The sequence below is a fragment of the Phyllobacterium sp. genome (genome assembly GCF_037994425.1).
GTDB lineage: Bacteria > Pseudomonadota > Alphaproteobacteria > Rhizobiales > Rhizobiaceae > Phyllobacterium.
The window spans coordinates 14,108-40,462 of the sequence record NZ_JBBNAM010000054.1 but is presented as its reverse complement, the minus strand read 5'-3'; the positions used below and the strand labels follow the sequence as shown (position 1 = coordinate 40,462).

21 protein-coding genes and 2 tRNA genes are annotated in these 26,355 nt (G+C 57.7%); 9 read left to right on the top strand and 14 right to left on the bottom strand.

The features are described from left to right. Positions 1-91 precede the first annotated feature (91 nt). From AAAB35_RS03760 to AAAB35_RS03750, 3 genes are read right to left on the bottom strand one after another with little or no spacing between them, the layout of a single operon-like run. Positions 92-751 (bottom strand): PIG-L deacetylase family protein, encoded by a 660-nt coding sequence (locus AAAB35_RS03760; protein WP_340666886.1) that lies wholly within the window; start codon positions 749-751, stop codon positions 92-94. Next, on the bottom strand, positions 748-1,560 hold the full coding sequence (locus AAAB35_RS03755) for a sugar phosphate nucleotidyltransferase (protein WP_340666885.1): 813 nt from the start codon (positions 1,558-1,560) through the stop codon (positions 748-750). The genes AAAB35_RS03760 and AAAB35_RS03755 overlap by 4 nt, the downstream gene beginning before the upstream one ends. After that, entirely contained in the window at positions 1,557-2,852 is a 1,296-nt protein-coding gene (locus tag AAAB35_RS03750; protein WP_340666884.1) for a class I SAM-dependent methyltransferase, read from the bottom strand. Before AAAB35_RS03750 ends, AAAB35_RS03755 begins: the two co-directional genes overlap by 4 nt. A gap of 335 nt (positions 2,853-3,187) precedes the next feature. On the opposite strand from AAAB35_RS03750, the gene rfbC reads away from it, so the two are divergent. Further along, positions 3,188-3,727, top strand: coding sequence for a dTDP-4-dehydrorhamnose 3,5-epimerase (gene rfbC, locus AAAB35_RS03745; RefSeq protein WP_340666883.1), 540 nt, complete (start codon positions 3,188-3,190; stop codon positions 3,725-3,727). On the opposite strand, the gene AAAB35_RS03740 is transcribed toward rfbC, so the two are convergent. From AAAB35_RS03740 to AAAB35_RS03720, 5 genes are all read right to left on the bottom strand, one after another. Next, on the bottom strand, positions 3,728-5,029 hold the full coding sequence (locus AAAB35_RS03740) for a DUF4910 domain-containing protein (protein WP_340666937.1): 1,302 nt from the start codon (positions 5,027-5,029) through the stop codon (positions 3,728-3,730). It abuts the gene before it with no gap. A gap of 47 nt (positions 5,030-5,076) precedes the next feature. Beyond that, complete coding sequence (locus AAAB35_RS03735; protein ID WP_340666882.1) at positions 5,077-6,147, bottom strand: NAD(P)-dependent oxidoreductase; 1,071 nt, start codon at positions 6,145-6,147, stop codon at positions 5,077-5,079. Positions 6,148-6,323: 176 nt separating this feature from the next. Then, positions 6,324-7,565: a DUF4038 domain-containing protein gene (locus AAAB35_RS03730; RefSeq protein ID WP_340666881.1), complete on the bottom strand. Its 1,242-nt coding sequence runs from the start codon at positions 7,563-7,565 to the stop codon at positions 6,324-6,326. Positions 7,566-7,656: 91 nt separating this feature from the next. Next, complete coding sequence (locus AAAB35_RS03725) at positions 7,657-9,027, bottom strand: glutamate-1-semialdehyde 2,1-aminomutase (protein WP_340666880.1); 1,371 nt, start codon at positions 9,025-9,027, stop codon at positions 7,657-7,659. A gap of 107 nt (positions 9,028-9,134) precedes the next feature. Next, positions 9,135-10,361 carry a glycosyltransferase family 4 protein gene (locus AAAB35_RS03720; RefSeq protein WP_340666879.1) on the bottom strand — a complete coding sequence of 409 codons (1,227 nt, stop codon included), beginning with the start codon at positions 10,359-10,361 and terminating at the stop codon, positions 9,135-9,137. 407 nt (positions 10,362-10,768) lie between these two features. Here AAAB35_RS03720 and AAAB35_RS03715 point away from each other — a divergent pair, with 407 nt between their 5' ends. Beyond that, positions 10,769-11,995 carry a polysaccharide pyruvyl transferase family protein gene (locus AAAB35_RS03715; protein ID WP_340666878.1) on the top strand — a complete coding sequence of 409 codons (1,227 nt, stop codon included), beginning with the start codon at positions 10,769-10,771 and terminating at the stop codon, positions 11,993-11,995. Here the strand turns inward: AAAB35_RS03715 and AAAB35_RS03710 are convergent. Both AAAB35_RS03710 and AAAB35_RS03705 read right to left on the bottom strand, forming a co-directional pair. Beyond that, positions 11,979-12,992, bottom strand: coding sequence for a glycosyltransferase family A protein (locus tag AAAB35_RS03710; protein WP_340666877.1), 1,014 nt, complete (start codon positions 12,990-12,992; stop codon positions 11,979-11,981). The genes AAAB35_RS03715 and AAAB35_RS03710 overlap by 17 nt on opposite strands. 39 nt (positions 12,993-13,031) lie before the next feature. Further along, positions 13,032-14,504 (bottom strand): oligosaccharide flippase family protein, encoded by a 1,473-nt coding sequence (locus AAAB35_RS03705; RefSeq protein ID WP_340666876.1) that lies wholly within the window; start codon positions 14,502-14,504, stop codon positions 13,032-13,034. Between the two features lie 383 nt (positions 14,505-14,887). Between AAAB35_RS03705 and AAAB35_RS03700 the strand changes: the two genes are divergently transcribed. Continuing rightward, entirely contained in the window at positions 14,888-15,208 is a 321-nt protein-coding gene (locus AAAB35_RS03700; protein ID WP_340666875.1) for a hypothetical protein, read from the top strand. A 4-nt stretch (positions 15,209-15,212) separates the two neighbouring features. Next, positions 15,213-16,328 carry an NAD(P)/FAD-dependent oxidoreductase gene (locus AAAB35_RS03695; RefSeq protein WP_340666874.1) on the top strand — a complete coding sequence of 372 codons (1,116 nt, stop codon included), beginning with the start codon at positions 15,213-15,215 and terminating at the stop codon, positions 16,326-16,328. Between the two features lie 4 nt (positions 16,329-16,332). Here AAAB35_RS03695 and AAAB35_RS03690 read toward each other — a convergent pair. Then, positions 16,333-16,406 (bottom strand) — tRNA-Gln (locus tag AAAB35_RS03690). Positions 16,407-16,655: 249 nt separating this feature from the next. Between AAAB35_RS03690 and AAAB35_RS03685 the strand changes: the two genes are divergently transcribed. Then, positions 16,656-17,570 (top strand): glycosyltransferase family 2 protein, encoded by a 915-nt coding sequence (locus AAAB35_RS03685; protein WP_340666873.1) that lies wholly within the window; start codon positions 16,656-16,658, stop codon positions 17,568-17,570. Between the two features lie 67 nt (positions 17,571-17,637). Here AAAB35_RS03685 and AAAB35_RS03680 read toward each other — a convergent pair whose 3' ends face one another. Then, entirely contained in the window at positions 17,638-18,147 is a 510-nt protein-coding gene (locus AAAB35_RS03680; RefSeq protein WP_340666872.1) for a GNAT family acetyltransferase, read from the bottom strand. Between the two features lie 466 nt (positions 18,148-18,613). Between AAAB35_RS03680 and AAAB35_RS03675 the strand changes: the two genes are divergently transcribed. Together AAAB35_RS03675 and AAAB35_RS03670 are read left to right on the top strand one after the other, a co-directional pair. After that, complete coding sequence (locus tag AAAB35_RS03675) at positions 18,614-21,766, top strand: autotransporter domain-containing protein (protein ID WP_340666871.1); 3,153 nt, start codon at positions 18,614-18,616, stop codon at positions 21,764-21,766. A gap of 305 nt (positions 21,767-22,071) precedes the next feature. Then, positions 22,072-22,464 (top strand): GFA family protein, encoded by a 393-nt coding sequence (locus tag AAAB35_RS03670; RefSeq protein WP_340666870.1) that lies wholly within the window; start codon positions 22,072-22,074, stop codon positions 22,462-22,464. A gap of 57 nt (positions 22,465-22,521) precedes the next feature. On the opposite strand, the gene AAAB35_RS03665 is transcribed toward AAAB35_RS03670, so the two are convergent. Further along, on the bottom strand, positions 22,522-24,039 hold the full coding sequence (locus AAAB35_RS03665; protein ID WP_340666869.1) for a winged helix-turn-helix domain-containing tetratricopeptide repeat protein: 1,518 nt from the start codon (positions 24,037-24,039) through the stop codon (positions 22,522-22,524). Between the two features lie 492 nt (positions 24,040-24,531). Between AAAB35_RS03665 and AAAB35_RS03660 the strand changes: the two genes are divergently transcribed. Further along, a complete protein-coding gene (locus AAAB35_RS03660) occupies positions 24,532-24,729 on the top strand; it encodes a DUF1127 domain-containing protein (protein WP_340666936.1) in 198 nt (65 codons plus the stop codon). Between the two features lie 65 nt (positions 24,730-24,794). Here the strand turns inward: AAAB35_RS03660 and AAAB35_RS03655 are convergent. Next, positions 24,795-24,871: transfer RNA gene (locus tag AAAB35_RS03655), tRNA-Arg, on the bottom strand. 979 nt (positions 24,872-25,850) lie between these two features. Between AAAB35_RS03655 and AAAB35_RS03650 the strand changes: the two genes are divergently transcribed. Further along, positions 25,851-26,351 (top strand): hypothetical protein, encoded by a 501-nt coding sequence (locus tag AAAB35_RS03650; RefSeq protein ID WP_340666868.1) that lies wholly within the window; start codon positions 25,851-25,853, stop codon positions 26,349-26,351. Positions 26,352-26,355: the final 4 nt, after the last annotated feature.

The following is a 26,355-nucleotide window of genomic DNA, read 5'->3' as shown; positions in this document are numbered from 1 at the left end:
CCTCTTAACGTTCCGAATCCGGCGCCCGAGCGCAGAATTGGCAGCTGGTTCGTTTGATTCGCCTGGGTTGCTTGTGGAGATACCCCGAGAATCACCGGAATGTGATCGCGAGCTTGCGAACGATAAAGGCTTCGGCAAAGCGATCGGCGGCTCGGCATTCCATGCCGCGAAGCCGCGCCAGGCCCTTGAACGTCAAGTCGTCAAACCAATCCTTGGATCGCTGCGTGCCGAAATGCCTCATGAGCAGCTCCACCTTGCGGTCCATGATAGGCGCGCTCAGTGGCACATAGGTGTTTGGCTGTCCGAAGTCACCGTCCCACTTGGGGATCTCGTATTCGAGCACGAGATGGTTGCGGAAGACATTGGTGGTCAGGCGATTGACCTCGCGATGATCCTGATGCGCATCATCGCGGGCATGCGTGAAGATGACGTCCGGCGAAACCCTGTCGCGCAGTGCCGTCAGCCACTGCTTGATCTCCCGGCTTTGATTGGGAAAGTAACTATCCTCGAACTGGCCGAGGTCTATCATGTAAGAAGCGGCGCCCTGCAGGAACGAGACGGCTGAATCATTGGCTTCCCTGGCCCGGACTCCTGGCGCGCTCAACACACACCAGTGGACATCTACGAGAACTCCGTCGGCGATCAGGCTCAAAATAGTGCCGCCGGCGCCGATCTCGATGTCGTCCGAATGCGCGCCGAGGCAAAGAATCGAGAGATGTTCGCCGCGCTTTGCCAGGGGCAGATGTCTCATAGTGCCTTGACCATGCGGATATTGGTGCCGTCTCTCGCCGTCCCATGAGCTGTCCATGGCATCTCGCCGCGCTCCACCATTTCCTGCAGAGACTGCCAGTCACGCAGCGTATCCATGGATCGCCAGAAGCCTTCATGCTTATAGGCCATGAGCTTGTCCTCAGCGATGAGGCGGCTAAAGGGTTCGAGGACGAGTTCTTCGGTTTCGCGCATATAGTCGAAGATCTCGCCGCGGAAGAGGAAATAGCCGCCGTTGATCCATATATCCGAGCGGTCGGATGAACGGAATTCGCGTACGCGGCCGTCCTCGGCAATATCGGCAAGATGATAGGTAAGAGGCGGCCGAACGGCGAGGAAGCAGGCAATCTTGCCGCTTGCCTCGAACTTGGCGATCATGTCGTCAAGGTCGACATTGCATAGGCCGTCGCTGTAATTGGCGAGGAAGATGCGCTCGTTCTTCACCTGGTCGCGCACGGCCCACAGGCGTTCGCCGATGTTGCGCCAGATGCCGGTATCGATTAGCGAGATACGCCAATCCTTTTGTGACTCGCCCAAGAGTTCGACATTGCCGTCGCCGGTGACGACGCAGTCCGAGAAGGTCTGCGGACGAACGTTGAGGAAGAAATCCTTGACGACGTTCGCCTTGTAGCCAAGGCAGAGAATGAAGTCATCATGACCATAGTCGGCATAATACTGCATCACATGCCTGAGGATCGGCTGGGAGCCCAGCGGGATCATCGGCTTTGGCACGTTCTCGGAGTATTCGCGGATGCGCGTTCCCATACCGCCGCAGAAGAGTACGACTTTCATGGCTTCAACTCCTTCGGGTCGATGATGCTCACACCCGGAATGGGTACGATGAACTTGGCGCCCCATTCCCCGACATGGCGCATTTGTGAGATGATTTCGGTCTTGAGATTCCAGGGCAGGATCAGGATGTAGTCGGGCTTCATCAGGTCGATGGCCTCAACCGGTTCGATCGGTATATGCATGCCCGGTGTATAGCGGCCATGCTTGTACGGATTCCTGTCGACGGTGAAATCGAGGAAGTCGGTTCCGATGCCGCAATAGTTGAGGAGTGTGTTGCCCTTGCCGGGCGCACCGTAACCGCAGATCGACTTGCCCGAATCCTTGGCTTCGATCAGGAATGCGAGAAGTTCGCGCTTCACCTTCCTCGCCCGTTCGACGAAGGACGTGTAGACGTTGATCGTGTCGAGGCCGGCCTTCAGTTCGTTGTCGCGGATGCGTGCGACGCTCGGCTGTACCGGGCGGACGCTGTCCTCATGCGCAAAGTGAATGCGAAGCGATCCGCCATGGGTGACAAGCTCCTCGACATCGATGACCCTGAGGCCGTGCCGCTTGGCCATGTGCTCAATCGTCAGCAGCGAGAAATACGAGAAGTGTTCGTGGTAAATCGTATCGAACTGGTTCTCGGCGATCAGCTTTTCGATATGCGGAAACTCGAGTGTAATGACGCCTTCGGGCTTCAGGAGAATTTTCATGCCGGCGACAAAATCGTTGAGATCCGGGACCTGTGCGAGAACGTTGTTGCCCACGATCAGATCAGCGCGCAGTCCCTCATCGACGAGCTCTCTTGCATAACTCTCGCCAAAGAATTCAACCCGAGTCGGAACGCCCTTTTCGATCGCCACCTTGGCGACGTTCGCTGCGGGTTCTACCCCGAGCACCGGAATGTTGAGCGGGAGGAAATGTTGCAGCAGGTAGCCGTCGTTGCTGGCGAGCTCGACGACCAGGCTGTTGCGGTTCAGTTCGAGTTGCCTTGCCATTTGGTGGCAGTATTTCTTGGCGTGGGCGACCCAGCTCGTCGAATAGGAGGAGAAATAGGCGTATTCCTCGAAGATGGCCTGCGGGCTGACATATTCGGCCAGCTGCACGAGGAAGCATTCCTCGCAGACGAAGACGTGGAGTGGATAGTAGGCTTCCATGGAATCGATCTGTTCGCGGGGCACGAAGCTTTCGCACGGCGGCTGCATGCCGAGATCGATGAAGGTGTGCTTCAAACCGGTGCCGCACAGGCGACAATGGTGAACTTTGTCACTTGGGCGGTTTGCCAACAAAAGCGTGCTGGTTTGAATGTTCATGCGGTCGCTCCTGATCCATGGACGCGATCCGCACCAAAGGAGACCTCCCCGGCGGACCGATCATCACTATTCCATGGCAAGAAGGTACGGCCCTGGCGCTTCGGCGGCGATATGTCTATGCGATCAGTGGGGTCATCCGAAGGTGGAACACATGTGCGACAAGTCCGTCAAACGGAGGCAGCCTCCCGCAGAAACCGCGGCAATTCTTAGATTGCTGGGGCGGCGCGGCACCCACTGAGACCCGCCGCTGCTACCTCTTATTGTGAGTTTCGCCGGAGCAAAGAGTTTGACAGAATTGCAGTCGCAAAAAGCTAAACTATGCGAGGCCCCAAAGCATGCGATTCACCGAGACCGAACTGAGCGGGGCATGGCTGATCGAGGCCTTGCCAATATCCGACGAGCGCGGTTCGTTCGCACGGACTTTCTGCTCCAGGGAATTTGTTGAGCACGGGCTGGAAGCCAACTTTGTCCAGCACAGCATCTCGCATTCCGTCAGGAAGCATACTTTACGGGGAATGCATTTTCAGACCGCGCCCCACGCCGAGGTGAAGGTTGTATCGTGCATTGGGGGCGCGATCATGGACGTCATTGTCGACCTTCGCCCGCACTCGCCGAATTACCTCCACTGGACCGCCTACGAACTTTCGGAAAGCAATAATCGGCGGCTCTATATCCCGAAGGGCTTTGCCCATGGGTTTCAGACGCTCAGCGATGACGCCGTCGTGTCTTACCTGATCTCGGAATTCTACAATCCTCAAGCGTCTACCGGCGTCCGCTGGAATGACCCGGCCTTCGCCATCGATTGGCCGGCCGAACCGACCGTGCTTTCGGAAAAAGATCAGGCTTGGCCGCTCCTCGACAGATCGCCCGCCTGATCAGAGCGTCTCGCCAAGAAGTCCGTTGTCCCTGAGCAACTGGGCGGCACGCACGACGTCGTGGAAAGCCATGCCCGAGCGCTCCGCTATATCAAGCAGGGTGTGCGCCCCGTCCGCGAGGTTGAGAACCCAGAGGTACGCCATGGCGGTTTCGCCGGCGGATTTGTCGCCTCCGAGTGCCGAATAGAGGCCACGACGCCCGAGCTGTGGCTCGCCCTTCGGAAAAAGATTGACCGGCGTCCAGTTTAGCTCGAGGACATCGATCGCCTCCATGATCATCCGGTAGGACGAGGCAAGATGCTCCGGTGCAATGAAATCGAGGTTGTCCGCGGATGTGTGATACTGCGGAAATGTGCCGAAAGCGCTGCGCTGAAACAAACCGACAGGAAGGTTGAAGCCGGGCGAACAATATTGGCGTTCGTCGTAGCCGTAGGGGCTGAAATCCTTGATCGTCCCCTTGCGACCCTCCCTGCTCAATACGTATTCCATCACCCGATCGATCGTAGCATCGCCGCGCCGGCTGCGCTTGTAGTTCGGCCCGCCGCCATCGCCCACGCAGGAGACTATCAGGCCGTGCTCTATACGGGCGGCGTTTGTTTCGTTGTGAGCAAGCCAGGTGAGCGCGCCGATGGTGCCGGGCGCAAAGAGGAAGCGGTAGTTGTAGCGGGTCTTGCGCCCCCGTAGGGCCTTGGCAAGACAGGCCAGAAGCGCCAAGCCCGAGCAATTGTCATTGGCGAGCGACGGATGACAGATATGGGCGGAAAGAAGGACATCCCGGTCCGTCGAACCTCTGTGGACATATTCGCCATAGGTCAGATGACCGTCTGCCTTTTGGGCATCGATCATCACCTCGTAATCGCCGTCCTCCATCGCGAGGAAGCGATTGTGGGTCATACAGAATCCCCATTGTTCGCTGTAATAGGAGGTCCGGTAGGGGATGAGATCCGGTTGGTCGGGCAAGGTGTGGATGTGCGCCTTGAGTTCGCTCAGCGGCATCGTCCTGTGTATCGCCGCGCTATAGCCTAGAATGTGAAGATTATGGTCGGCAAAGTCGACGATTTTTCGGCCCGAGGCGTCCTTGATAAAGCCGCTGCGGATGTTCCATTCCTGCGGTACCGTCCAATCCAGCACCTGGGTTCCGGTCGGAACCGCGTGCTGGGTGAGGTCGATCTGCTGGCCGAGGATCTGCAATGTCTTGCGCACCCCGTCGCCGGTGATGCTGCGGCAGATCGGATAGAGGCGGGCAGCCAACGCATAGATGCGGATTCCCACATCCACCTCCGCGTCGGCCGCTGGCCGCATATTCTCGAACGAGACCATAAACGTATTCATGTCAGCCGCTTTGCATTTCAAACGACAGCGTCTGCCAGGGCAGGATGTCGGCTCGAGGAAGAAACACGCCGCAGACTATCGTTGAGTGTTCCCTCTTCAAGCGATTTCCGAATATTGGCAATGCGCTGGTAGCGCGGTCCCTCGAATTCCTGCAGCGTCAAACCAGACCCCGCATAGGCTGCGTGCAGCTGCTCGGCACCCGCCCGCGCGTCCCAGACCGGCTTGAAGGCCGGCAGGACCCGCGCGATTTTCTCGAAGCTGACGCGATAGGACCGTGTATCCGGACCAGCATCGGCAGCGAATTCGAGCTTGCAGCCGGGTACGACTTCGGCAACGATCTCGGCGATCTCACGAATGCGGTAGTTGTGTGCCGACTGGCCGACGTTGAATGCCTCGTTGTGCACCTTGTCCTTGGGCGCTTCCATGGCGGCAAGGAACGCCCGCGATATATCTTCTATATGGACGATCGGCCGCCAAGGCGAGCCATCCGACTTGAGGAGGATCACACCCTCGGTAACCGCCCATGCAACGAGATTGTTGAGGACGATATCAAAGCGCAACATCGGCGAGAGGCCGTAGGCAGTCGCTGGGCGCAAATAGGTCGGGGTGAAACTGTCGTCGGCCAGCTTGGCGATATCCTTTTCGGCAAGGACCTTGGAAGATCCATAGGCCGTTACGGGATTGAGTTCGCCCGTCTCGTCGATCATGCCCTCGCCGGACTTGCCGTAATTGCTGCAGGATGATGCAAAGAGGAAGCGTGGTACGCCGGCTTTCTTGGCCATCTCGGCAAATTTGACGCTGCCGCGGTGGTTGATCTCGTAGGTGATATCAGGGTTGAGGTTGCTCAGGGGATCATTCGACAGCGCCGCAAGGTGAATCACTGCATCGAAGCCTTTGAGATCACTAACCTCAACATCGCGAACGTCCTTGCAAACACCCGGAACACCCTGGATCGCGCCCCCCGGCGCATAGGTGCAACTGCGATAGAGCTCGGCGTCGTAGCCATGCACTTCATGCCCGGCCTTCATCAGGAAAGGCACCATGACCGATCCAATGTAACCACGATGCCCTGTCACGAGTACTTTCATTATTCCAGTCCTTCTGAAATTTGCGTTCGGTTGCGGAAACGGTACTTCCGGACGGGTCCGACAGCGAGAGAGGAGTTCGGTGGATCAGGGTGTAACAAGGACTAGACTTTGGTGAGGTTGCTCTACGCCTTTTGCCCAAGTCGGGGCCCTGTCTGCGTGATTCTGGCTCACGACGATCAATCGCGATCAGTAGTCAGCACAAGCACCCAATCAAAAAAGCCGGCTGAATTTTGCGAACGCGGAACCCGAAACCTTATGACGTCCGGCCTGTCGGTCTTTTCGGTTGCCGCTTCGCTATATTGACCGGAGGAAGGATCGACCCAACGTGCAGTTGGCGTAGTAGAGGCCAATTGCGCCGTACTCAGCACTGCGGCACCTCGATCGGCGACGTATATCATGGCAAGTTTTCCGTCGGCGGACAGGCTGCCGATCGCGTATCCGGGAAGGGGCGGATCGAGGTTGACCAAGAGCTTTCCTTGCTCTGGTTTGAGCGTCCACCATGCGAGCGAGTCAAAAAGAGTCTTGAGATGCGTAATGCTCTGTGCGCCGCGGCTGGCTAGAGCTTCCTGCCAGTTCGTCGGTTGCTCAAATAGGCTTGGACCCGCAAAGTGCCAGATCGGGTTGTTGCCGAACACCTGCCCGCTGGCGCCGGACAGCAGAGCGCCATAAGCGATTCCCCGAATCGTCTGCTCGGTCGAATGGTGCTCACCCTCATAAATGCCTTCGATGAAGATGTAAGGGCGCGCCGGCCCGTCGCGATAACGCTTCAGAGTTGCCGCGGCCACGTCGCCATAGGTGTAGACCGTATCGAATTTTAGCCAATTTTCGCCCCGCCAGATTGACGCGACATCGGTATCCCTGCCCGCGTGCATCGTCTGAATCGCATCGGGATCGATCTCGCGAATCCCCTCTGCGACGGCATTGACGAGTGTTTTGTCAGGCGGATCGTAATCGCCGCCATGTACCCAGACGATGTTTCGGAAATTGCGATAGCGCTGGGCGAGGTAACGGCCATAGGATTTGAGGGCGTAGGGACCCGCAGCAACCATCTCGCTGAACCATCCCTGACCGCCACCGTTCGCGCCCATATACGCCGGTGCCAGCAGGACCAGGAACCCTCGTTCTCGCGCTCGCTCGAGAATCCAGTCGGCATCAGCGAAATAGGCGTCGTTGGGTTTGGAAAAGGCTCCGTTCGGCAGGAAAGGCTGGCGCTTGTAGAAGTTCCGCGGGGCATTGCGGCTGAACTGGTGCTCGATCAACGAGACGAGGATCGTATTAAAGCCACGCCGTTGGCGGTCCGCGAGATATTTGTCCGCATCCTCGCGTGAGAGATCTCCGATCAAAGACCAGGCGGCATCCCCGGTGATGAGGAACGGCCGGCCCGCGGCATCCTCCAGGTAACGGTTATTCTCGGCCATCCGCAATGGGAACACCGGCTCCTGCGCACTCGCGGCCAACGGGCAGAGGGCCAATAGCATTATCAACCGGCAGACGCACCGCCGGACAAAACTAGCCATGTGTCGCCATTTCAAGGTCACGCGTGGCAACGTGATGGCTATTGAATCGGCGGAAGACAACATCGGAAGGGCGGCCGACAAGGTAGTTGCCGACGCCATTTTCAAGTGCCTGTTTATAAACGCCAAGTGCTCCATCGACGGCGTCGATGGTCTTGGCCAAATCTTCGTCGCTGTGTGCATAGCTTACGACCAGCGAAGGCATGAGCACGCCGCGCTTGATGGTCTCTTGCAGGAACAGTGTTCTGAATGCCTGAGAGGGAACGCGGTCCTGGTCGAGCGTGGCGTATGCGAGACAACAGGCGCGACCGACGACCTTGACATAGGCATTGAGCCCGTGCCGGGTGGTCGCCTGTGCGATGCCTGCCCGTAGGGCCTGCCCCTGGGCGTAGAGATGTTCGATGACGGGCTCGTGCCGGTATACGTGCATGGTGGCGATTGCGCCGGCCAGCGCGTGCGTTTCGGCCCCGTGCGTTGTCGACAGTAGAAAGACGCGCGGCCGGTCGGTTTGCTCCAGACCACCGAGTTGCATGTATTCGCGCTTGCCAGCAAGCGCGGAGACCGAAAACCCGTTGCCGAGGGCCTTGCCGAAGCATGAAAGGTCCGGCTCGATGCGATAAAACTGTTGAGCGCCCCCCGTGTGCCAGCGAAAACCGGTAATCATCTCGTCGAGGATCAACAACGCACCGTGGCGATGACAGAGATTGCGGACCTCATGCAAAAAGTTGTTCTCCGGATCATCACCGCGCGAAGCCTCCAATATCAATGCGGCGACCTTCCCCGGATGTTGATCAAAGAGTGCCTGTACGCTGGCAATGTCGTTGTAGTTGAAGGAGAGCGTCAGATCCTGCACCGCGCGCGGAATACCGGCGTTCATTTCCGTGGTGCCGATGAACCAGTCATCCGTCGAAAAGAAAGGATGGTCGCGGCAGCGTGCAATATAGTCCCGTCCGGTCGCAGCGCGTGCCAGGCGAACGGCACCCGAAGTAGCATCCGATCCGTCCTTGCAGAACTTGACCATTTCGGCGCCGGGCACTGTTTCGAGGAAAGCTTCAGCACATTCGACTTCGATGCTCGCCGGCCGCGTGAAGTTGCACCCAAGTTGCAATTGGCGTGTCACAGCCTCGAGCACAGCCGGATAGGCATGCCCAAGCCCAACGGCCCTGTTGCCCATCCCGTACTCGATATATTCATTGCCATCGACGTCCCAGACATGGCTGCCCAGCCCTCTGGCGATGAAGCCAGGCGACAGTATCGGATATTGATCATCGCCCTTGGCGTAAGTGTGAGAACCGCCTGGAATCAGATGATGCGCTAACGGGCGCAGCTGGTTCGACTTTTCGAAATTCCTGATCATTGTAGCCATATGCCAAACCCCGATTAGATAGTCGGCTCCGTGCGCCCGGACGGCGCCATGACACCCATGATGTAAATATGAAGGCGCGCCGGCAAAACTTCACTTCGGCAATTCAGTCAGCGCGTGGCACCAAAAGGCGTATATCTGTACCGCTCCCTGACGACGCGCAGCCAGTTCTTGACAGGCTTCGGCAGATAGGTGCGCAGCCCGGGGCGAAGGCCGCGCGGCAGCGCCCAGTCGTCGAGATCCAGCGCCGGGGCGAGCACCGGTCGTTTCACCCTCATGCGGCTGATGACGTTATAGTATCTGCTGGCCATGCCTTCGACTGTGAATGATTGTTCCGCGATTTGTCTGGCCGCCCCTGACGCGCTCGCGAACTCGGCGCGATCGCCTTGCAATCTCGCTACGAGCCGCCCGGCTGCCTGGCAATCACCAACGGGAAAAAGAAATCCATTTGATCCATTCTTCACGATCGTATCTGTCACGCCTCGTATATGCGATACGATTGGCACGCACCCTGCAGCCATCGCTTCGATAAGCGTGAGCGGGTAGCCTTCGAATCTCGATGGCATCACAAGCGCGTCATGGCTGTGCAGCAAGTCGGGGACCCTATCCGGTGAAACCGCCCCGAGGAAGGTGACCCTCTCCGAGTGCCGGGACATTCTATTTCTGAGTTGCTCAAGGTCCGGCCCGTTCCCAGCAATCGTCATGCGTACGGACGACGGTGAATTGTCGAGGATCGTCGGCAGCCAGAACACGCCCTTGGACGAATCTTCGATTCGGCCGAGAAAAAGTGTTTTGAGGTTGTCGCCTTCTCCGCGCGAGGCGGGCCGCATTCCTTTGTAGGGCGTGATGTCGATCGCGTTGGGGATAACGAAAGTCCGGTCTTCGTCGAAACGGTAGCGCTCTACCAGATCTGTTCGACAACGCTCCGAAACGCCTATCGTAGCATGAACATGATCGCGAATTGCTCCCGCCGCCTCGTAGGTGCCGGGGGTAATATTGTGGACGATCATGATCCTCAATATATGCTTCGGCAGGTAGCGGGCTATGTTCATCTGGGTCCGGTTGGCGAGAACGTTGACGAATACTCCGTCGAAGCCGCCCTCAAGCACCGCGGCGGCCAGACACCTTGCCTGTTCGCACTCATCAAGCGTCTCGGGCGTTTCAACCATGGTCCCGATCCCGGCCTCTGACTTCCATTCCGGGCTCTTGGTCGGATCCTTTCCTCCAAATCCGAGCCAACGCACATCGATGCCGTAATCCACCAGGCCCTTACGCAGCTGCTTGAACACGGTGTAGGTACCACCGATGTGCGGGACGACAAAATAGGCAAACTTCATGTAACCTGCCCTCGAAATGATCCTGACACTGATTGCCAGCATCTTTTTGCAGCTATCATAGAACGATTGGCCGCTTAAGCAGAATGCGCCGCGATGGGCAACCACAGCAGCCTTTTGTATAAGCACCCCCGTCGTTCGGCGGGTGCCGATGGCCCAATAGCCATGTGTCGTTTGCGGGCGCGTGGCCGCATGATCAAGAAGACAAATCGGACCACGCTCGGTCGTGGTGATGAGGCATTTGCATGGTCGAGACGGATGGATCGACTACTCCGAAATGGCATCTTGGTAGCAATGCCCAACCGGTCGTAGGATCATGAACAGAATGGAATGGCAAGGATGCATGGCTAGCTCGACTTTTCGAGTGCCGCGCTGCTTGAGCGATTTCCAAAGGATGTTGTGAGGCTCGCATGAAGGTTGGCTTGTTGGGTCAATTCGGCAGTGGCAACACGGGGAACGATGGGTCCCTGGAAGCCATGCTCAACTTCTTGCGTGCATCGCGCCCCGATGCCGAGCTCATTTGCATCTGTTCGAACCCCAAGGCGGTCACCGAGCATTATGACGTTGACGCCATCAGTATCGGCGGGATTCCGGATAGAGGTCCGAAGTTCAACCAGATCAACCGCTTACTCGGCGGCATTCCCCGCCGGTTGCTCAGCTTTCGCGCCGCCCTGAATCAGCTGAAGGGCACCGATCTCGTCATCGTGCCGGGAACCGGAATACTGGATGATTTCCAGGAAACCGCCTTCGGATGGCCGTTCGTGATCTTAAGATGGTGTCTGGCCGCGAGGCTGCGCAATGCGAGCATTGCGTTTGTGAGCATCGGCGCCGGTCCGATCACCCAGCCGCTAAGTCGGCTGTTCCTGAAGACCGGTGCGCGCATGGCAGGGTATCGTTCCTATCGTGACGATCTGTCACGAGATTTCATGAAGAGCATCGGTTTCGATGTACGGCGGGACCCCGTCAGCGCTGATCTCGCATTTGCTCTGCCCCCGGCGGACGAACCGGTCGTGCCGGCCGGCCACGATGTGCGCGTCGGTGTGGGGGTGATGTCCTACTCCGGATGGAAGAAAGCCGGAGAGAAGGGCGAACTAATCTATCGCACCTATCTGAAAAAGCTGGAAACCTTGATCACCTGGATGCATGAGCGTGGACTCGAAGTCAGGCTCCTGACCGGCGATTCAGTGGACCGGCAGGCAGTTACTGATATCATGAAGATGATCGATTCCCACGATCTTGCTGACGGTCCGCGTATAATTGCAGAAGAGATGACCTCGCTGCACGACGTCATGGCCCAAATTGCGCAAACCGATATCGTCGTGGCAACACGCTACCATAACGTCGTCTGTGCGTTGCGCATGGAGCGGCCTGTGATCTCCATCGGATACGCAGAAAAGAACAACGCGCTCTTGGGTGCGACGGGCCTCAGCGAATATTGTCATCACGTCGAGACCTTCGATGTGGACGTATTGAAGCAGCAGGTTACACGGATGCTTGCCGACAGGACCCGGCTTGCAGGGGAAGTGAAGCGCGGCGTCGCTGTGTTCCATGCGAAATTGGCCGAACAGGAAGCTGTTATCCGGGGTAAGCTGGGTGATCCTCCGGCGCTGAAGCCAGCGGTCAAAAGCGCGGCGTAGCTTCCTTAAACCTGAAAGATTTAGTGCTTCGCGACCAGAGCGCGCCTAGGCGGTCCAGCCTGGCCAGCGTATCCGGACGATGCAGCAGATAGCCCAACGGCGGAAGAAGGGCTGTGACGGGTCGCCAGCGTACGGCAAGTCGCCACAACTCGCCGGCGCCTGGTTCTCCGCGAAGCAGATGCGACACTGCCGACCAATAGGCACGTTCTGCAAGTCCGCGCCGGGACAGACGGTGAAGTTTATGGGCATGGGGCATGGCGCCCCCCTCGTGGGCAAAGAACGACTCGGCTGCGTCGGCCGTGTTCTCGATGTGGCGAATCTGCCGGGCCCAAACCTCAGTCGAGCGGTTCGCATCATGCGTGCGAATACCTGCCTGGATGCAGTCGAGTTCAGCGACGCTGCCGTGCAGCGCCAATCGTAGCCAAAGCTCATAGTCGTCGCTGTGTGGCAATTCCGTTCGGTAGTGGCCAGCGCGCTTCTGCGCGCTCGTCCTTATGATGATGGACGGGCCAGGTATCTGAAAAACGCCCAGCCGGCAAAATCGCTTGATGAAGTCATGGCTCGTATGAACTTTGAAGGGAACATTTTCCGGCTGATCGCCAACATCCGGAATATCGACGTCACCCCTGATCGCCACGTCACGGCCATAGGTATAGGCGATGCCCGGGTCGTTTTCCATAATGGCAACGGCGCGGGACAGTGCTCCGGGGATGAGGAAGTCATCGGCGAACAATAAAAGAAAGTAGTCCGATTCCGCCCAATCGATGCCTTCGTTGAACGAAGAGTGCGGCCCCATGTTCTTTTCGCGCAGGCGCAGCTCGACGCGCGGGTCGGAAGCGGCGATCTCCCGTGCGACTTGCGCGCTGTCGTCTGTTGAGCCGTTATCAATGATGAGCAGACGCAGCCGGTCAATGTCCTGGTTCAGCACGCTTTCCGCGCAGGCGCGCAGGTAGCGGGCGTAGTTGTAGTTTGGGATGACAACGTCGACAGATCTCATGGCATCAGAACCCTAAATCAGAGCAATGCGCCTGTCGTATTATTTGACAGGGATAACGTGTTTAAACAGCGGCAGTCTCGGCATCACAATATCTGCAAATCTGGTCAGTTCGTCGAGGAAGGGGTGTTTGGTTACGATAAGTGCTGAAACCCAGCCGATCCCTGACAAAACGATCGACAAAATTGCCTGCAAAAACGATTGATCGAAGGCAAAGCCATTGGCAGCAAGAACCACCAGTGGTCCGGCACAGGCGCAAAGGGTCACCTTTCCGCTCTTGTACATGATTGCAAACAGCTCCGACCAGTCAAACCGGACATGCTTGCGCACATAAAGGAAGGATAGCAGGGATTGGAACGGCAGAATAACGAATTGACTTAGCACCAATCCGTACAAGCCGAAGAAACTTGCGGTAACGATGATAATGGTCGAAACGCCACGACCTATAAGGTTCGATTCAAAGGCTTTCCTGTTTTCGCCAAGGGCTACCAGTACCGGATAGGTCAGGATGTTCGGGAACCACAGAACAGCGGCGAGCGAAAGAAGTTGCACGAGCGGGATTGCTTCATTCCATGTCGGCCCAAGGGCGATGTGTACGATCGGGTAGGCAAGGATCGCCAACACGAGCTGCGCTGGCCAGTAGAGTGCAGTGATATAGCTGATGATCCTGAGATATGCCGCCTTGACGCAACGCTGCGCCCGGACTTCAGCCGCAAAAGCTGGAAATGCCACGGAGAACGTAGCTGATAGAAGGACTTTGTCGGGGAGGCCGCTCACCAGGTTGGCGCGGTTATAGAGACCGACCGCAGCCAGGGGCATGATACGTCCGAGCACAAGCTGGGGCAACGCCTCGTAGGCCCGGTCGAGTACCGTCGAAGCGCCCTTGAAACCGCCGAATATGAAGAAGGAGCGCCAGCCGGACAGACACGGATTGTACATCCAGAGAATTGGCCGCGCGTGAAAGCCGAGCGTCATTCGCACGAGCGAGGAAGCGAAGGTTCCCAAGGCGAAACTCATGTAGCCATGGCCATGCCACGCAAAGAAGATGGTTACAGTGGCATGCGTGAGGTTGCCGAGAGCATTGATCCTCGTAATCGTCCCGAATTCCATGTCTCGCTTCAGAAGCGCGGATATCGTGCTGACAGATGAATCAATGATGCCGGACACCGCCAAGAGCAGGATAAAGTTCTTCAAACCGGGCTGACCGTAAAAGCTCGAGAGCCAGGGTGCCAGCAGAAAAAGAAGAGAGGAAATGATGAGCGAAGCCCCGATCATCAGCGTGAAAGCCGTACGCACGTCGTTGCGGCTCACATCATCGCGCTGGATCAGATATTCCGACGTAACGAACTCGCGGAAATTGAATGCAATCGTACCGATTCCGAGCCCGATGACCGCTATACCTATTTCAGAACTGCTCAACAGGCGCGACAGTATCGCAATCATGGCGACGCTGACGATGACCTGCGAGTATTGCTCCAATGCCGCCATGAAATATGCCTTGCGAACAGCGCTCACCCTATGGACCCCGCATTTTGTTATGGCGCACGGCAAACGCCTTTTCGTTGATGCGAAGGAATCGTTTGGTTAGTACCCGATCGCATATTTTGCCCGTGAAGTTCGACTCGCCCAAGGTAGTCGGTTGTTGGCCGGGATTTAAGCTGGACATTGAGATAAGCAGCAACATAGCCGATTGTGGTATGAGAATGAGACAAACGGAACATGGCGAGAGCTAATACGGTGTAGCCGTTACCGTCGTCGTATCGATCAAATGTGTATCAGGCTAGCATTCCCGCCGGTCGTACCCTACTGACGATCTGCTTTTGGAGGTGTCTGATAGCCGGGAAGCCAGATTACCAATAAAGAGCTAAAAGGTCTTTAGTTAGACGGCTTTAACTGTCATGGCTGGGCTCGCAATTCTCATGATCGAAGACGAACAAATACGCATCGAACTTATGGCCACACAGTTCTGGCTCCGTGCACTTTTCATGCACGTGGCGACGGGCACACCTCCGAGCTCCTTTTCGGTGCAGGAATACCTGACCGAGCTCAAGAACTCCGCGCCGCAAGATACCTGCGCCCACGGCCTTTCGCCCGCCGATTGGGACAATGAGCATCTTCTGCATTATCCATGCTACGAACGGGTCGGGCTGCAGATCATGGAAACACTGCAAAGCCTTGAGCGCAAGCTCGCGCCCCTCGCAACGCATGGGAGGCACTGAAGCATTGGAACGTGTCGAATGTGTCATCGCAGGCGGCGGTGTCATCGGCCTAGCGATTGCTCGGGCGCTGGCGTTACGCGGCATTGAGACCCTGATCGTCGAGGCCGCCGAAACGATCGGCACCGGCACGAGCTCCCGCAACTCCGAGGTCATCCATGCCGGCATCTATTATCCGCAAGGAAGCCTCAAGGCGCGGCTCTGCCTTGCGGGCAAGGGAGCGCTGTACGCCTTTGCCGAAAGCCATGGGGTCGCACACAAACGCTGCGGCAAGCTGATTGTAGCGACGAACGACGACCAGATAGGAACTCTTGCCACTATTGCTGCCCGTGCGCGAGCCAACGGCGTCGATGATCTTCAGCAACTGTCGGCCTCGGAGGCGAAACGGCGGGAGCCGGACCTTGCCTGTAACGGCGCACTCTTATCACCGTCGACCGGCATCATCGACAGTCATGGCCTGATGTTGGCCTTGCTAGGCGAGGCGCAGGAGAATGGTGCAGCAATCGCATTTCGCACCAGAGTCGTGGCTGGCGAGGCCAATGGTGATGGACTGCGGCTCGAAACCATCGATGCCGAGAGTGACAGACACTACGAACTGCAGACATCCATCTTCATCAACGCCTGCGGCCTTGATGCGCCGGCCCTGGCGTCAAAGATTGTCGGACTGCCGCGAGAGTTCGTTCCCCGCACGCGTTTCGCCAAGGGCAACTATTTTTCGGCCACCGGCAGGACGCCGTTCAAGCATTTGATCTATCCCGTTCCTGAAGAAGGAGGGCTCGGTGTTCATCTGACCCTTGATCTCGATGGGCGGATGCGTTTCGGGCCGGATGTCGAATGGGTCGAGGGGGTCGACTACTCCGTCGATCCAAGGCGCGCGGATGGATTTTACAATGAGATCCGCAAGTATTGGCCTGAACTTCCGGATGTCGTGTTGCAGCCTGCCTATTGCGGCATTAGGCCGAAGCTGGTGACCGGCGGCGAGCCTGTGACGGATTTTGTCATTGATGGACCGTCAACTCACGGCGTAAAGGGTCTTGCCAATCTGTTTGGCATCGAGAGTCCCGGCCTCACATCCTGCCTCGCAATCGCGAAGCACGTTTCAGAGATAGTTGAGATGTCCTGAAGCTTGGCTGGGGAACCTGGATTCGAACCAGGACTAACGGAGTCAGAGTCCGTGGGTCTACCGTTAACCTATTCCCCAACAGTTGCCCGGCAATGGCCGGTGCGGGTCGTCATATAGTTGAATTCTTGAAGGATGCAAACCCCCGATCGCATGTTTTTGGCATTTGTTATTCATTTTGCCGAATGCGGTGCGGAAGCGACGCCACGTCCGGCGGGGGCGGCGCTTTTGGGCTACGTACGACCGAAAAAAGCTGTATGTGCATAGGATAGCGCGAATGATTCTTCAGCAGGGAACTCGATAGCATTGCCAGGCGCCCAATCAAACGGAGTGGTTTCAGTCCTCCTGGCGACCTTTAATGGCGCCCGGTTTTTAGACGAGCAACTGGTGTCGATCGCGAACCAGACCTATCCAACGATCGATATGTGGGTCTCGGATGACGGATCGACCGACGCAACCCTTGAGGTGTTGGAGGCATGGCACCGGAAATGGTCGAAGGGCAAGTTCACCATCCTATCCGGCCCCCGCAAGGGCTATGCAGAAAACTTCCGCTCGCTCATCGTCAACACCGACATCGCTTCAGATTATTATGCCTTTTCCGATCAGGACGATATCTGGGAGCCGGATAAGATTGCAAAATCCATTGGCTGGATCGAGCACAATTCCCCGACAAAGCCGGCTCTGTTCTGTTCGCGGACTCTCGCGATTACCGAGGAAGGGGAAGTCATCGGCCCATCGCCCCTGTTCACCCGAAAGCCGAGCTTCAGGAATGCACTGGCACAGAGCCTCGGCGGCGGCAACACCATGCTCTACAATCGCGCCGCCCACGAGACTTTGGCCAAAGCTTCGCGTCGTACCGACTTCGTTAGTCACGATTGGTGGGTCTACCTTGTCATATCGGGTTCAGGCGGCTCCGTGCACTACTCGCCGGAGATGCTTGTCCATTACAGGCAACACGTGAACAACCAGTTCGGCTCCAATATCGGCACTATGGCGCGGGTGAGACGAGTCGGCCTTCTTTTCAGAGGGCGGTTCGTTGAATGGACTGATCTCAACATGATCGGGCTCACAATAAGCCGGGACTTGCTCACGGATGATGCCCGTAGCGCGTGCGACGCGTTTGACCGGGTCCGGAAAGCCAACCTTTTCGGCCGGGTATTCTATCTCTTCCGATCGGGCGTATATAGGCAAACCCCGCTCGGTCAGTTGGGCCTCTATGTAGCTGCGATTTTTCGTAAGATATAGCTCGATGTGCCGAGCCGCCTACGGGCGTGCTAGCCCTGCTGGCGAATGGAAATTCGCGTGCTTGGGTTCAGGCTGTGCGCCGGGCAGGGGCGGCGCGCGCCGGCTTCCTCGAAACCTCAGGATCGTTGGTCTCTTTCTCCACCATGGCGCTCAACCGCTGGTAGATTCCGAGGCCAATGACAAGAGTAACGCCAGTGAAAAGAAGCAGCGTCGGATAGATCATCATCCGCAGATCCTCCTTGCCGGCTTCGAACACGGCAACCAGACCTTCGAGGAAAACAGCGATGGCGATCGTCGAAATGAATTTCGTCAAACTGCGGCGCGCCTCGGCGGCCTGACGCATCTCACGGGCGCGAATGGCTTCCTCTTCGAGCAGATATTTCCCGACATCGAAGACGGCGATGGCAATGACTGTATAGCCGACGGCTTCGAGCAGTGTGGCTCCAATGTCTCTGTCGTAGATCACGAAGGAGCGCACGACCTCATAGCCTGCATAGGCGATCAGTCCAAATGCCAGAAGCATCAGGAACGCGCTGGCAACACCGAAGGCTATGCGCGTAATCCGGTCGAAGATCATCTGCCGATTTCCCCCTCTGCCATCCTCGTCCACGTTTAAATCATTTCGGATCGCCACCCACCAGCGAAAAATCAGCTGTCTGGCGGCGTCGGCCAATCGGGGAGTCAATGTGATCTGATCCGGGGTGTGCTCCAGCGTGCCGAGATGGTTGGGAGAATTGGGATAAAGAACGCATGTGAAACAGCGCCCATGAAGCGCATCGTGAGGGTCCCGATCACCCTAAGGTTGCGTTCGACATATTCCGCAACTCGTACGGGGCCCAGTAGGTTGGGACCAGCCGCCGTTAAGTATCTATTCCGCAACACCTGTCCCCAAACATGAATGCTCGCCCTGATTGTATTCGGAAACTAAACCTTTAGACTTATAAGAGAGCTTTGACTCGAACGACTTTTATGCATTTTCTAGATTCAATGCGGCGGAGGGGATCTTGGCGGCTTCGCGGGGATAAGGTGGGATAGATATCGGCATGACTTCAAGCAAAGCTCTCCGTGCATCGACTGCGCTGACCGTGGTCTCTGTTCTAGGCATGACGGCCACGATCTCCCTCTCGAATTTCGGCGAAGCAAAGGCGCAGACTTGGAATGGAGCGGGACCGGATTATGGTATCGGGGCAAACTGGTCGACTAATACTGTGCCGGGCGCTGGACAGACCGCCACGTTTGATAATACCGGTGCAGCCCAGCCAATAGTAAATCTTGGGGGCACATACTCGGTCGACAGCTGGGTAGTCAACGGCACCACCACCTACGATATGATAAACGGCACCGTGAACTTCCTCACGCCCGCTGGGTTGATGAATAATTCGGCGGGCGGCACGGGGATATCCGCAAATATTACGGGCGTTGGCGGCGTAACGCAGAATGGCACCGCTACGCTCTTTCTCCTGAGCACCAATACCTATAGCGGCGGTACGAACGTATTTTCTGGCACAGTTGAAGCGCGAGGAACTGGTAGACTAGGGACGGGTCCAGTGGTTGTCGGCACTCCGGGGGGTGGCGCCTTTGCCGTGCTGCAGTTGACCAATGGGTTCGATGCGCAATCGTTGTCGATCACCAACAACCAGACAGGCAACACAATATTTCGCGGTGGAACGGCGGGCAATGCCACCATCAGAAACAGTCAGGGCGGCGGCACCACTTTCATGAACAACAGCACCGCCGGCAATGCCACGATTACCAACGATATTAGCGCCTTCCCGCAGCCAAGTGTCACGTTGTTCAGGGATACCAGCACGGCCGGAAATGCCACTTTCTCGCTTCCGGGTGGCGATGTTCGCTTTGAGGATAACAGCACTGGCGCCAATGCCACCCTGACCGGGACCGCAACCATCGTATTTTCGCAGAATGCGACTGGTGGCAATGCCCGAATCAATATCGATTCGGAGACAGGTATCGTTCGCTTCCTCGGGAGCAGCACGGCGGGTTCAGCCACGATCATGAATACCGGCGGCAGCCAGATCGAGTTCGCCGACGCAGGCACGTCTGCGGGAAACGCCGCCATAACCAATAGCGGCATCGACGTGCCGAACAATCAGAGTTCGACGACGACATTCAATATGTCCAGCACCGCTGGCAACGCTTCGATCACCAATATCAGCGATGGACGGACCGAATTTGTGGATAGCAGTCGCGCGGGCAGCGCCACGATTACCAACGACAATGGCGGCGGCACGTTTTTCGAAGACACCAGCACTGGCGACAATGCGCGCCTGATAACGATTGGTACCGGTTTCGTCGATTTTTCGCGCAGCACCGCGGCCACAAACACGGCCGGCTCCATCGAAGGCAGCGGCATATTCAGCCTCGGTGATATTGATTTTACCGTCGGCTCCAACAATCTGTCGACCACATTCTCCGGCGCTATCCAGGATGGCGGAGACAGCGGTGGCACTGGCGCATCGCTGACCAAGACCGGCACAGGTACCCTGACGCTTTCCGGTATCAATACCTACACAGGCGGAACGACGGTCAATCAAGGCACACTCGCCGTCAATGGCTCCATCGGTGCTGTCGATGTGATGAACGGTGCTACACTCGGCGGTATCGGCACGGTCGGCACCACAAGTATAGCATCCGGTGCTACCATTGCGCCGGGCAATTCGATCGGCACGCTGAATGTCGCCGGCGACATCACCCTTGGGGCCGGTTCGATCTACAGTGTCGAACTTGCCGGGTCGGGTGCATCGGACCTGATTGCCGCTTCCGGTGTTGCAACCTTGCAGGGTGGTTCGGTCTCTGTCACGGCACTCGATCCGCAGACGAGCTACCAGAATGGCCAGGTCTACCGCATCCTCACGGCGCAGGGCGGTGTCAGCGGCGCTTTCGATCCGAACGTGTTGAGCAACTCCGCATTCCTGGACGCGACGATCCTCAATTCGGCCAATGCGGTTGATTTGAGCATCGCTGTCGCACCCAGCCCGCCCCCTCCGCCCGGTCCACCCCCTCCGCCCGGTCCACCCCCTCCGCCCGGCGCGCCGGCTGTGTTCGTTACGGCCGCCCAGACACCCAATCAGTTCGCCACGGCAGGCGCTCTCGATACGTTGGTTCAGAGCGGAAGTTCACTTGCACTCTACAACAGCCTTCTCATACTTGATGCGGCTACGGCACGCGAAGCTTTCGCTTCGCTGTCCGGCGAGATCTACTCTTCGACGGCGACAGCGCTGATCGAGGACAGCCGTTTCATCCGCGATGCAGCGATCAACCGGGTCCGCAGTTCCTTTGGCGGCGTAGCCACGGCTGCCCTCCCACTAATGGCTTATGGCGAAGGTGGACCGGAACTCGCCCCAGCGACGACCGACAAATTCGGCGTGTGGGGAACAGGATTCGGCAATTGGGGCACAACCGATAGTAATGGCAATGCAGCATCGCTGGACCGTACCACTGGCGGCTTTGTGATCGGTGCTGATGCACTTGTCGGGGACAATTGGCGTCTCGGTGTGCTGGCCGGATATAGCCGCACGTCGTTTGATGTCGATGACCGTTCATCGTCGGGAGACAGCGACAATTACCACCTTGGCATCTATGGCGGGTCGCAATGGGGCAACCTCGGTTTTCGTGCCGGCGCTGCCTATACCTGGAGCAATATCGAAACGGATCGCTCTGTCGTGTTCCCGGGCTTCTCCAATGATTTGAGTGCGGATTATGATGCAGGGACCGCACAGGTCTTCGGGGAGTTCGGCTACCGCATCGATACCAGCCGAGCTGCGTTTGAGCCCTTCGCCAATCTCGCCTATGTCAATTTCAGAAGCGATTCATTCTCCGAATCAGGCGGCGCCGCGGCGCTATCGGCATCGAGCGAAACAACGGATACAACCTTCAGCACGCTGGGTCTGCGGGCATCCACCGATTTCACAATGGGCAGCATGTCGGCGACGGCGCGCGGCATGCTGGGCTGGCGCCACGCATTCGATGATGTGACACCGCAATCCAGCCTCGCCTTCACCGGCAGCGATGCGTTCACGATATCGGGCGTGCCCATCGATCAGGACGCGCTTGCGGTTGAGGCCGGCCTTGATTTCAAGATTACCGACAGTGCGACATTCGGTGTGTCCTATGCTGGACAGTTTGGCAGCAAGGCGCATGACAACGGATTTAAGGCGGACCTCTCCTTTAAATTCTGAGCGGGATAGCACGCAGCGGCCTATCGATTGGCGGTAAGGCCGCTGCGTGCTCGCTCAAGCTCGACATATTGACCACCAGTATCATCGAGTATGCGCGCCGCACGAAATGGAAGGGCACTTTTATGTATTTGTTTTTACATGTTTTGTTCGCCTAGCCTAACTGGAGACAAGCCGTGGGCCTGGAAGCGATGACGACAATTGCACGCTACGGATGAACGACGGGTCCCGCCCGCAGCGGGCAATTGCAATGGCAGTGCTGTTCGTTGTAACCATTCCGTCCGCTTGATTTTTGGAGGACACGCGGCATGGATCGATTTACCGGCGGTTGCCTGTGCGGCAACGTCAAAATTGTGGCGTCGGGACCCCCATACCGGGTTGGCCTTTGTCACTGCCTCGACTGCCGCAAGCATCATGGGGCACTTTTCTATGCTGCCGCAATATTCCCTGAGGATGCTGTGACGATCACTGGAAAAACCCGCGACTATGCCGGGCGGTTTTTCTGTCCCCGCTGCGGCTCGTCCGTTTTCGCACGCACTGACGATGAAATCGAAGTGCACCTCGGGTCGCTGGATGCTCCTGACCAGTTGATGCCAACCTATGAACTCTGGACCGTTCGTCGCGAGTCCTGGTTGCCGCCATTTCCGCTCATGAGACGATACGAGCGCGATCGTGAGGCCAAGGGTCGCTTTGAGGAGTAGGTCGCGCGACCGGCAGCCTTCGGATCGAATGGCAGTTTGAGAAATCGGGCCGGCGCCTCACTCCGGAAGACCAGCCTTGAGGTAGCCATCAACGAAATGCTCACGCGTCGCGGCGTCGCGGAATGGCTCCGTCGTGGCCCAGTGGCGAGTTGTAAAATGCGGGTTGCTGACGAGGAACAGTTCGACCTCTGCACGCGCCTCGTCGAGCCGGCCCAGTTGGGCAAGGCTTGCCGCTAGGAAGCGGCGCGAGCTGGTACGATAAGTCTCGTCCCTGCGCAGTGTCTCGACAGCAGCTTCATATTCGCCCGCCGCATATTGCGCCTGGCCGAGCGTCAGATAGTACCAACTCGCCGGAAACGGGTTTAGCCGGAACGCCTTGCGAATGTGCTCAAGGCCCTCCTCGACCCGTCCGGCCAAGACCGCGATGTCGGATAATGTCGCCCAGGTATCCGCCTCGTTCGGGTCGAGCTCGATTGCCTTGGCAAATTCCGCATCCGCCTCGGCGAAGCTGCGCTCGTAGGCAAGCAGGTTCGCCAGGACCCAGTGGCAGCCAGCATCGTTGGGATCGATCGCGACAGCTTTGCGCGCGAGTTCCAACGCGACGCTCCGGGTCGGTTCGATTGGTTCACCCCAATGCACCCATCCCATCCAGTGGTTCATGGCAAGCCAGCGATAGGCTTCGGCGTATTCCGGATCGAGGGAAACCGCGCGCGAGAGCATCAGATGCGCTTCCCGCGCCGTCTGCGGCGAATCATCGATCAGCTTTCGGGCCCGCACGCAGAGATCGTAAGCCTCGAGATTTTTGGGGCGATTGCGCGGCGGCGGCGCGCGCAGCCGGCCGAGCAACGCCTCCACGATCTTGCCGGTGACCTCGTCCTGAACGGCGAAGATATCTTCCAGGCTGCGATCGAAGCGCTCCGCCCATAGATGCTCGCCACTCACCGCATCGACCAGTTGGGCGTTGATGCGCACGCGTCCGGCGGCGTGTCTTGCACTCCCCTCCAATAGGTAGCGCACACCAAGGTCCTGCGCGATCTCGCGCACGTTGGTGGCTTTGCCTTTGTAGGCAAAGGCCGAATTGCGTGCGATGACGAACAGGCCGGAGATCCTGGAAAGGTCGGTGGTCAGGTCTTCGGCCAACCCATCCACGAAGGATTCCTGCTCGGGATCGTTGCTGATATTCAAGAAGGGCAGCACGGCAATAGATGGTTTGCCGGGCAGCGGCAAAGGTTTTCGTTTCGCGCCACCGAACTGTTCGATGGCGCCCGTGAAGCGGTAGCCGACGCGTGGAACCGTGGAGATCCATTCACCGCCGTCTGCCGCCGCACCAAGCAGCTTGCGCAACTGCGCAATCTGGACGGTGAGGTTGCCTTCCTCGACGGCGGTGCCCGGCCACGCCGCGTCCATCAACTCGGCCTTGCCCAGGATTTCGCCGGGGCGACCGACGAGTGCCGCAAGCAATTTTAGCCCGCGGTAGCCAACGGCAACGGGGTCATCGTCCCGAAGGAGCGTTCCCGCACCCGGATCAAGCACGAACGGACCAAAAGCAAAACGCGATCCCTGCATACGTTGCATCTATAGTCGGTTTGGAAGTTCTTGAGAACTATTTGGCAGAGTTTAGAAACAGGCTTCGCCAATAACCGCTTTTAGAGCGGCCTGATCAACAATCCCGCAACGAGCCGGCAGTCAGATACGTCGTCAATCGTTCATTTGAGTTTGCTGGACGATGTCGGATGCCGACAACGTTGAGCAACAGCCGTCCGATGACAAGAGGTCCGCTGCCGTCGATGTCTTTGGCCGGCTGAAACTAGGTGAAGGCGATGTTGCGGTCTGCACAAAGCTCAGGCCGCCAGGTCAGGCGATCCCACCGCAGACGGGATATAGCTGCGTTTGGAAGTTTTGAGAACTATTTGGGAAGGTTTAATTACGCCGCTGGTCGCAACCTGCACAATTCCCGCTCTTTCAGGTCGAGGACCCCCAGGATCCTCAAACCATATGGAGGTTGTTATGAACGATACTCGCACCTTTGCGCCGGTCCCGCATCAGGCGGCGCGACCGGGAGCGCCCATGGGACTAAGGGAAGCGTTGCTTCGGCGCTACAGCCTCCCGACCCCGCAGAGCATTATCGCGACCTGGAGCGAGCGGGCCCGCTTTCGCTGGGCGCTTGCGCAAATGGCGAAGGACAATCCGCACTTGATCGACGATATCGGCCTGACGAGTTGGCAGGTCGAGGAAGAGATCGCCAAGCGCTTCTGGGAAGAATAATGAGGACGCCATCAGCTGGTCGGCCACGGCCGGCGGCGATCACAATGAGATCTGTCGACGATTGTTGGCGCACCCGACAGGATTCGAACCTGTGACCTCTGCCTTCGGAGGGCAGCACTCTATCCAGCTGAGCTACGGGTGCCGATACAAGGCGTTGGCCTTGCATGCGCGAAGCGTTTCTAGCCGATGCGGGCCTAGGCTTCAATGGCGAATTTTTGAGATGGTGCGATATCCCAAGGCAGGGGTCACACGTTCGAATCCTGTCGGGTGCGCCTGATGCGTGCCGGCGACGATCCTAATCCAAATGCTGCCGTCGACAGGGACGCCCGTCTTCCGCGCTTTTGCCAGGATGTGGGCATGAATATCATCAACACAGAGAGCAACCAGTTTTGGTTACGGAACCTGACGGCCTGATCTCGACTCCTCGGATAGCTTTTGCGTGCAGTCGGGGCAGTGGTCATTTCGGACGAGCATATCCCAGTCGTCACAGGTCCAGCCGGCTGCTCTGGCGTTGGCTATAGCGCGAGAATGCCAGCCATTTACAGCCACGATGTCCAATCTTAAGCGGCAGCCGTCGCATATGATGGTCACCATTGTCATGGTTCCTATTGCTCAGCTAAGCGACGAAGCCCAGTCAACACCACGGCATCCGGCGTCCAACCTTTCCCACCACGGCGACGGCCGTTTGTTCTTGGCCTGGTTGTTTATGACCAATCTCGGGCGATCACGCATGCTTCCCCTCCTTTGCAACCCAGAATAGAACGCGAGCCATAAAGGACAGCTTGCGAAATCCATTAAATTTTGGGGAATGAATTGGAGGGGTCGTCCTGGGACCTAGATCGCCCGTAATCAAACCAGCGCTTAATCGCGCTGACTACAACGCTCTAGGGACTGGCATGGAACTACATACGCGGCAAGAATGTTACAAATTGGTCTGGTCCAAACCAATCGATAAACGCGCGAAGGGATTGGTAGTTTCTGGGACATGCGCCATGTGTCTCTGGAAGGTCTCAATGGCGAATTTTGCGTTGATTCCCACATCGCATGGCGCAATGATATTTCCGAGCTGCTTGGCCGGCCTCGCGCGTTGGGGCTGTGTTGACTGAAAAGGGAGACTTCCCATGGCAACCAAGACAGATTTCACCACAGAGGAATGGAGTGAGGTACTCGGCAGCGTCATGCTGGCGGGAATGGCCATCACGCTCGCCGATCCAAGCGGCCTGATCGGCATGACCAAAGAGGGGCTGGCGAGTGGCAGCGCACTGGTCGCGGCCAAAACGGATCCCAATTCGAACGCCTTGATCAAGTCGGTGGTATCGGACTTCGAAACCTCCGAGGGACGCACAGCGGCGCGCGGTTTGATCAAGGGCAAGCTCGCGGGCAAGCAGGCCGCCGAGATGAAGAGCACTATCCTGGAGACACTTGGCCAAACCGCTGCGCTCGTTGACGCGAAAGCACCAGATGATGCTGCCGCGTACAAGGCTTGGCTTCGCAGCATAAGCGAGCGTGTGGCGAATGCTGCCAGCGAGGGTGGTTTCCTGGGTTTTGGGGGCGTGCAGGTGAGTGACGCCGAACGATCGACTCTTGACGAGATTTCGAAGGCTCTGAAGCTCACGGCTTGACCGA

Bases quoted from the DNA above. Each gene is read 5' to 3' on its own strand.
- AAAB35_RS03760 (WP_340666886.1), bottom strand. From the start codon at position 751: ATGAGACATCTGCCCCTGGCAAAGCGCGGCGAACATCTCTCGATTCTT.
- AAAB35_RS03755 (WP_340666885.1), bottom strand. From the start codon at position 1,560: ATGAAAGTCGTACTCTTCTGCGGCGGTATGGGAACGCGCATCCGCGAA.
- AAAB35_RS03750 (WP_340666884.1), bottom strand. From the start codon at position 2,852: ATGAACATTCAAACCAGCACGCTTTTGTTGGCAAACCGCCCAAGTGAC.
- rfbC (WP_340666883.1), top strand. From the start codon at position 3,188: ATGCGATTCACCGAGACCGAACTGAGCGGGGCATGGCTGATCGAGGCC.
- AAAB35_RS03740 (WP_340666937.1), bottom strand. From the start codon at position 5,029: ATGCGGCCAGCGGCCGACGCGGAGGTGGATGTGGGAATCCGCATCTAT.
- AAAB35_RS03735 (WP_340666882.1), bottom strand. From the start codon at position 6,147: ATGAAAGTACTCGTGACAGGGCATCGTGGTTACATTGGATCGGTCATG.
- AAAB35_RS03730 (WP_340666881.1), bottom strand. From the start codon at position 7,565: ATGGCCGAGAATAACCGTTACCTGGAGGATGCCGCGGGCCGGCCGTTC.
- AAAB35_RS03725 (WP_340666880.1), bottom strand. From the start codon at position 9,027: ATGGCTACAATGATCAGGAATTTCGAAAAGTCGAACCAGCTGCGCCCG.
- AAAB35_RS03720 (WP_340666879.1), bottom strand. From the start codon at position 10,361: ATGAAGTTTGCCTATTTTGTCGTCCCGCACATCGGTGGTACCTACACC.
- AAAB35_RS03715 (WP_340666878.1), top strand. From the start codon at position 10,769: ATGAAGGTTGGCTTGTTGGGTCAATTCGGCAGTGGCAACACGGGGAAC.
- AAAB35_RS03710 (WP_340666877.1), bottom strand. From the start codon at position 12,992: ATGAGATCTGTCGACGTTGTCATCCCAAACTACAACTACGCCCGCTAC.
- AAAB35_RS03700 (WP_340666875.1), top strand. From the start codon at position 14,888: ATGGCTGGGCTCGCAATTCTCATGATCGAAGACGAACAAATACGCATC.
- AAAB35_RS03680 (WP_340666872.1), bottom strand. From the start codon at position 18,147: ATGATCTTCGACCGGATTACGCGCATAGCCTTCGGTGTTGCCAGCGCG.
- AAAB35_RS03675 (WP_340666871.1), top strand. From the start codon at position 18,614: ATGACTTCAAGCAAAGCTCTCCGTGCATCGACTGCGCTGACCGTGGTC.
- AAAB35_RS03670 (WP_340666870.1), top strand. From the start codon at position 22,072: ATGGATCGATTTACCGGCGGTTGCCTGTGCGGCAACGTCAAAATTGTG.
- AAAB35_RS03665 (WP_340666869.1), bottom strand. From the start codon at position 24,039: ATGCAACGTATGCAGGGATCGCGTTTTGCTTTTGGTCCGTTCGTGCTT.
- AAAB35_RS03660 (WP_340666936.1), top strand. From the start codon at position 24,532: ATGGGACTAAGGGAAGCGTTGCTTCGGCGCTACAGCCTCCCGACCCCG.
- AAAB35_RS03650 (WP_340666868.1), top strand. From the start codon at position 25,851: ATGGCAACCAAGACAGATTTCACCACAGAGGAATGGAGTGAGGTACTC.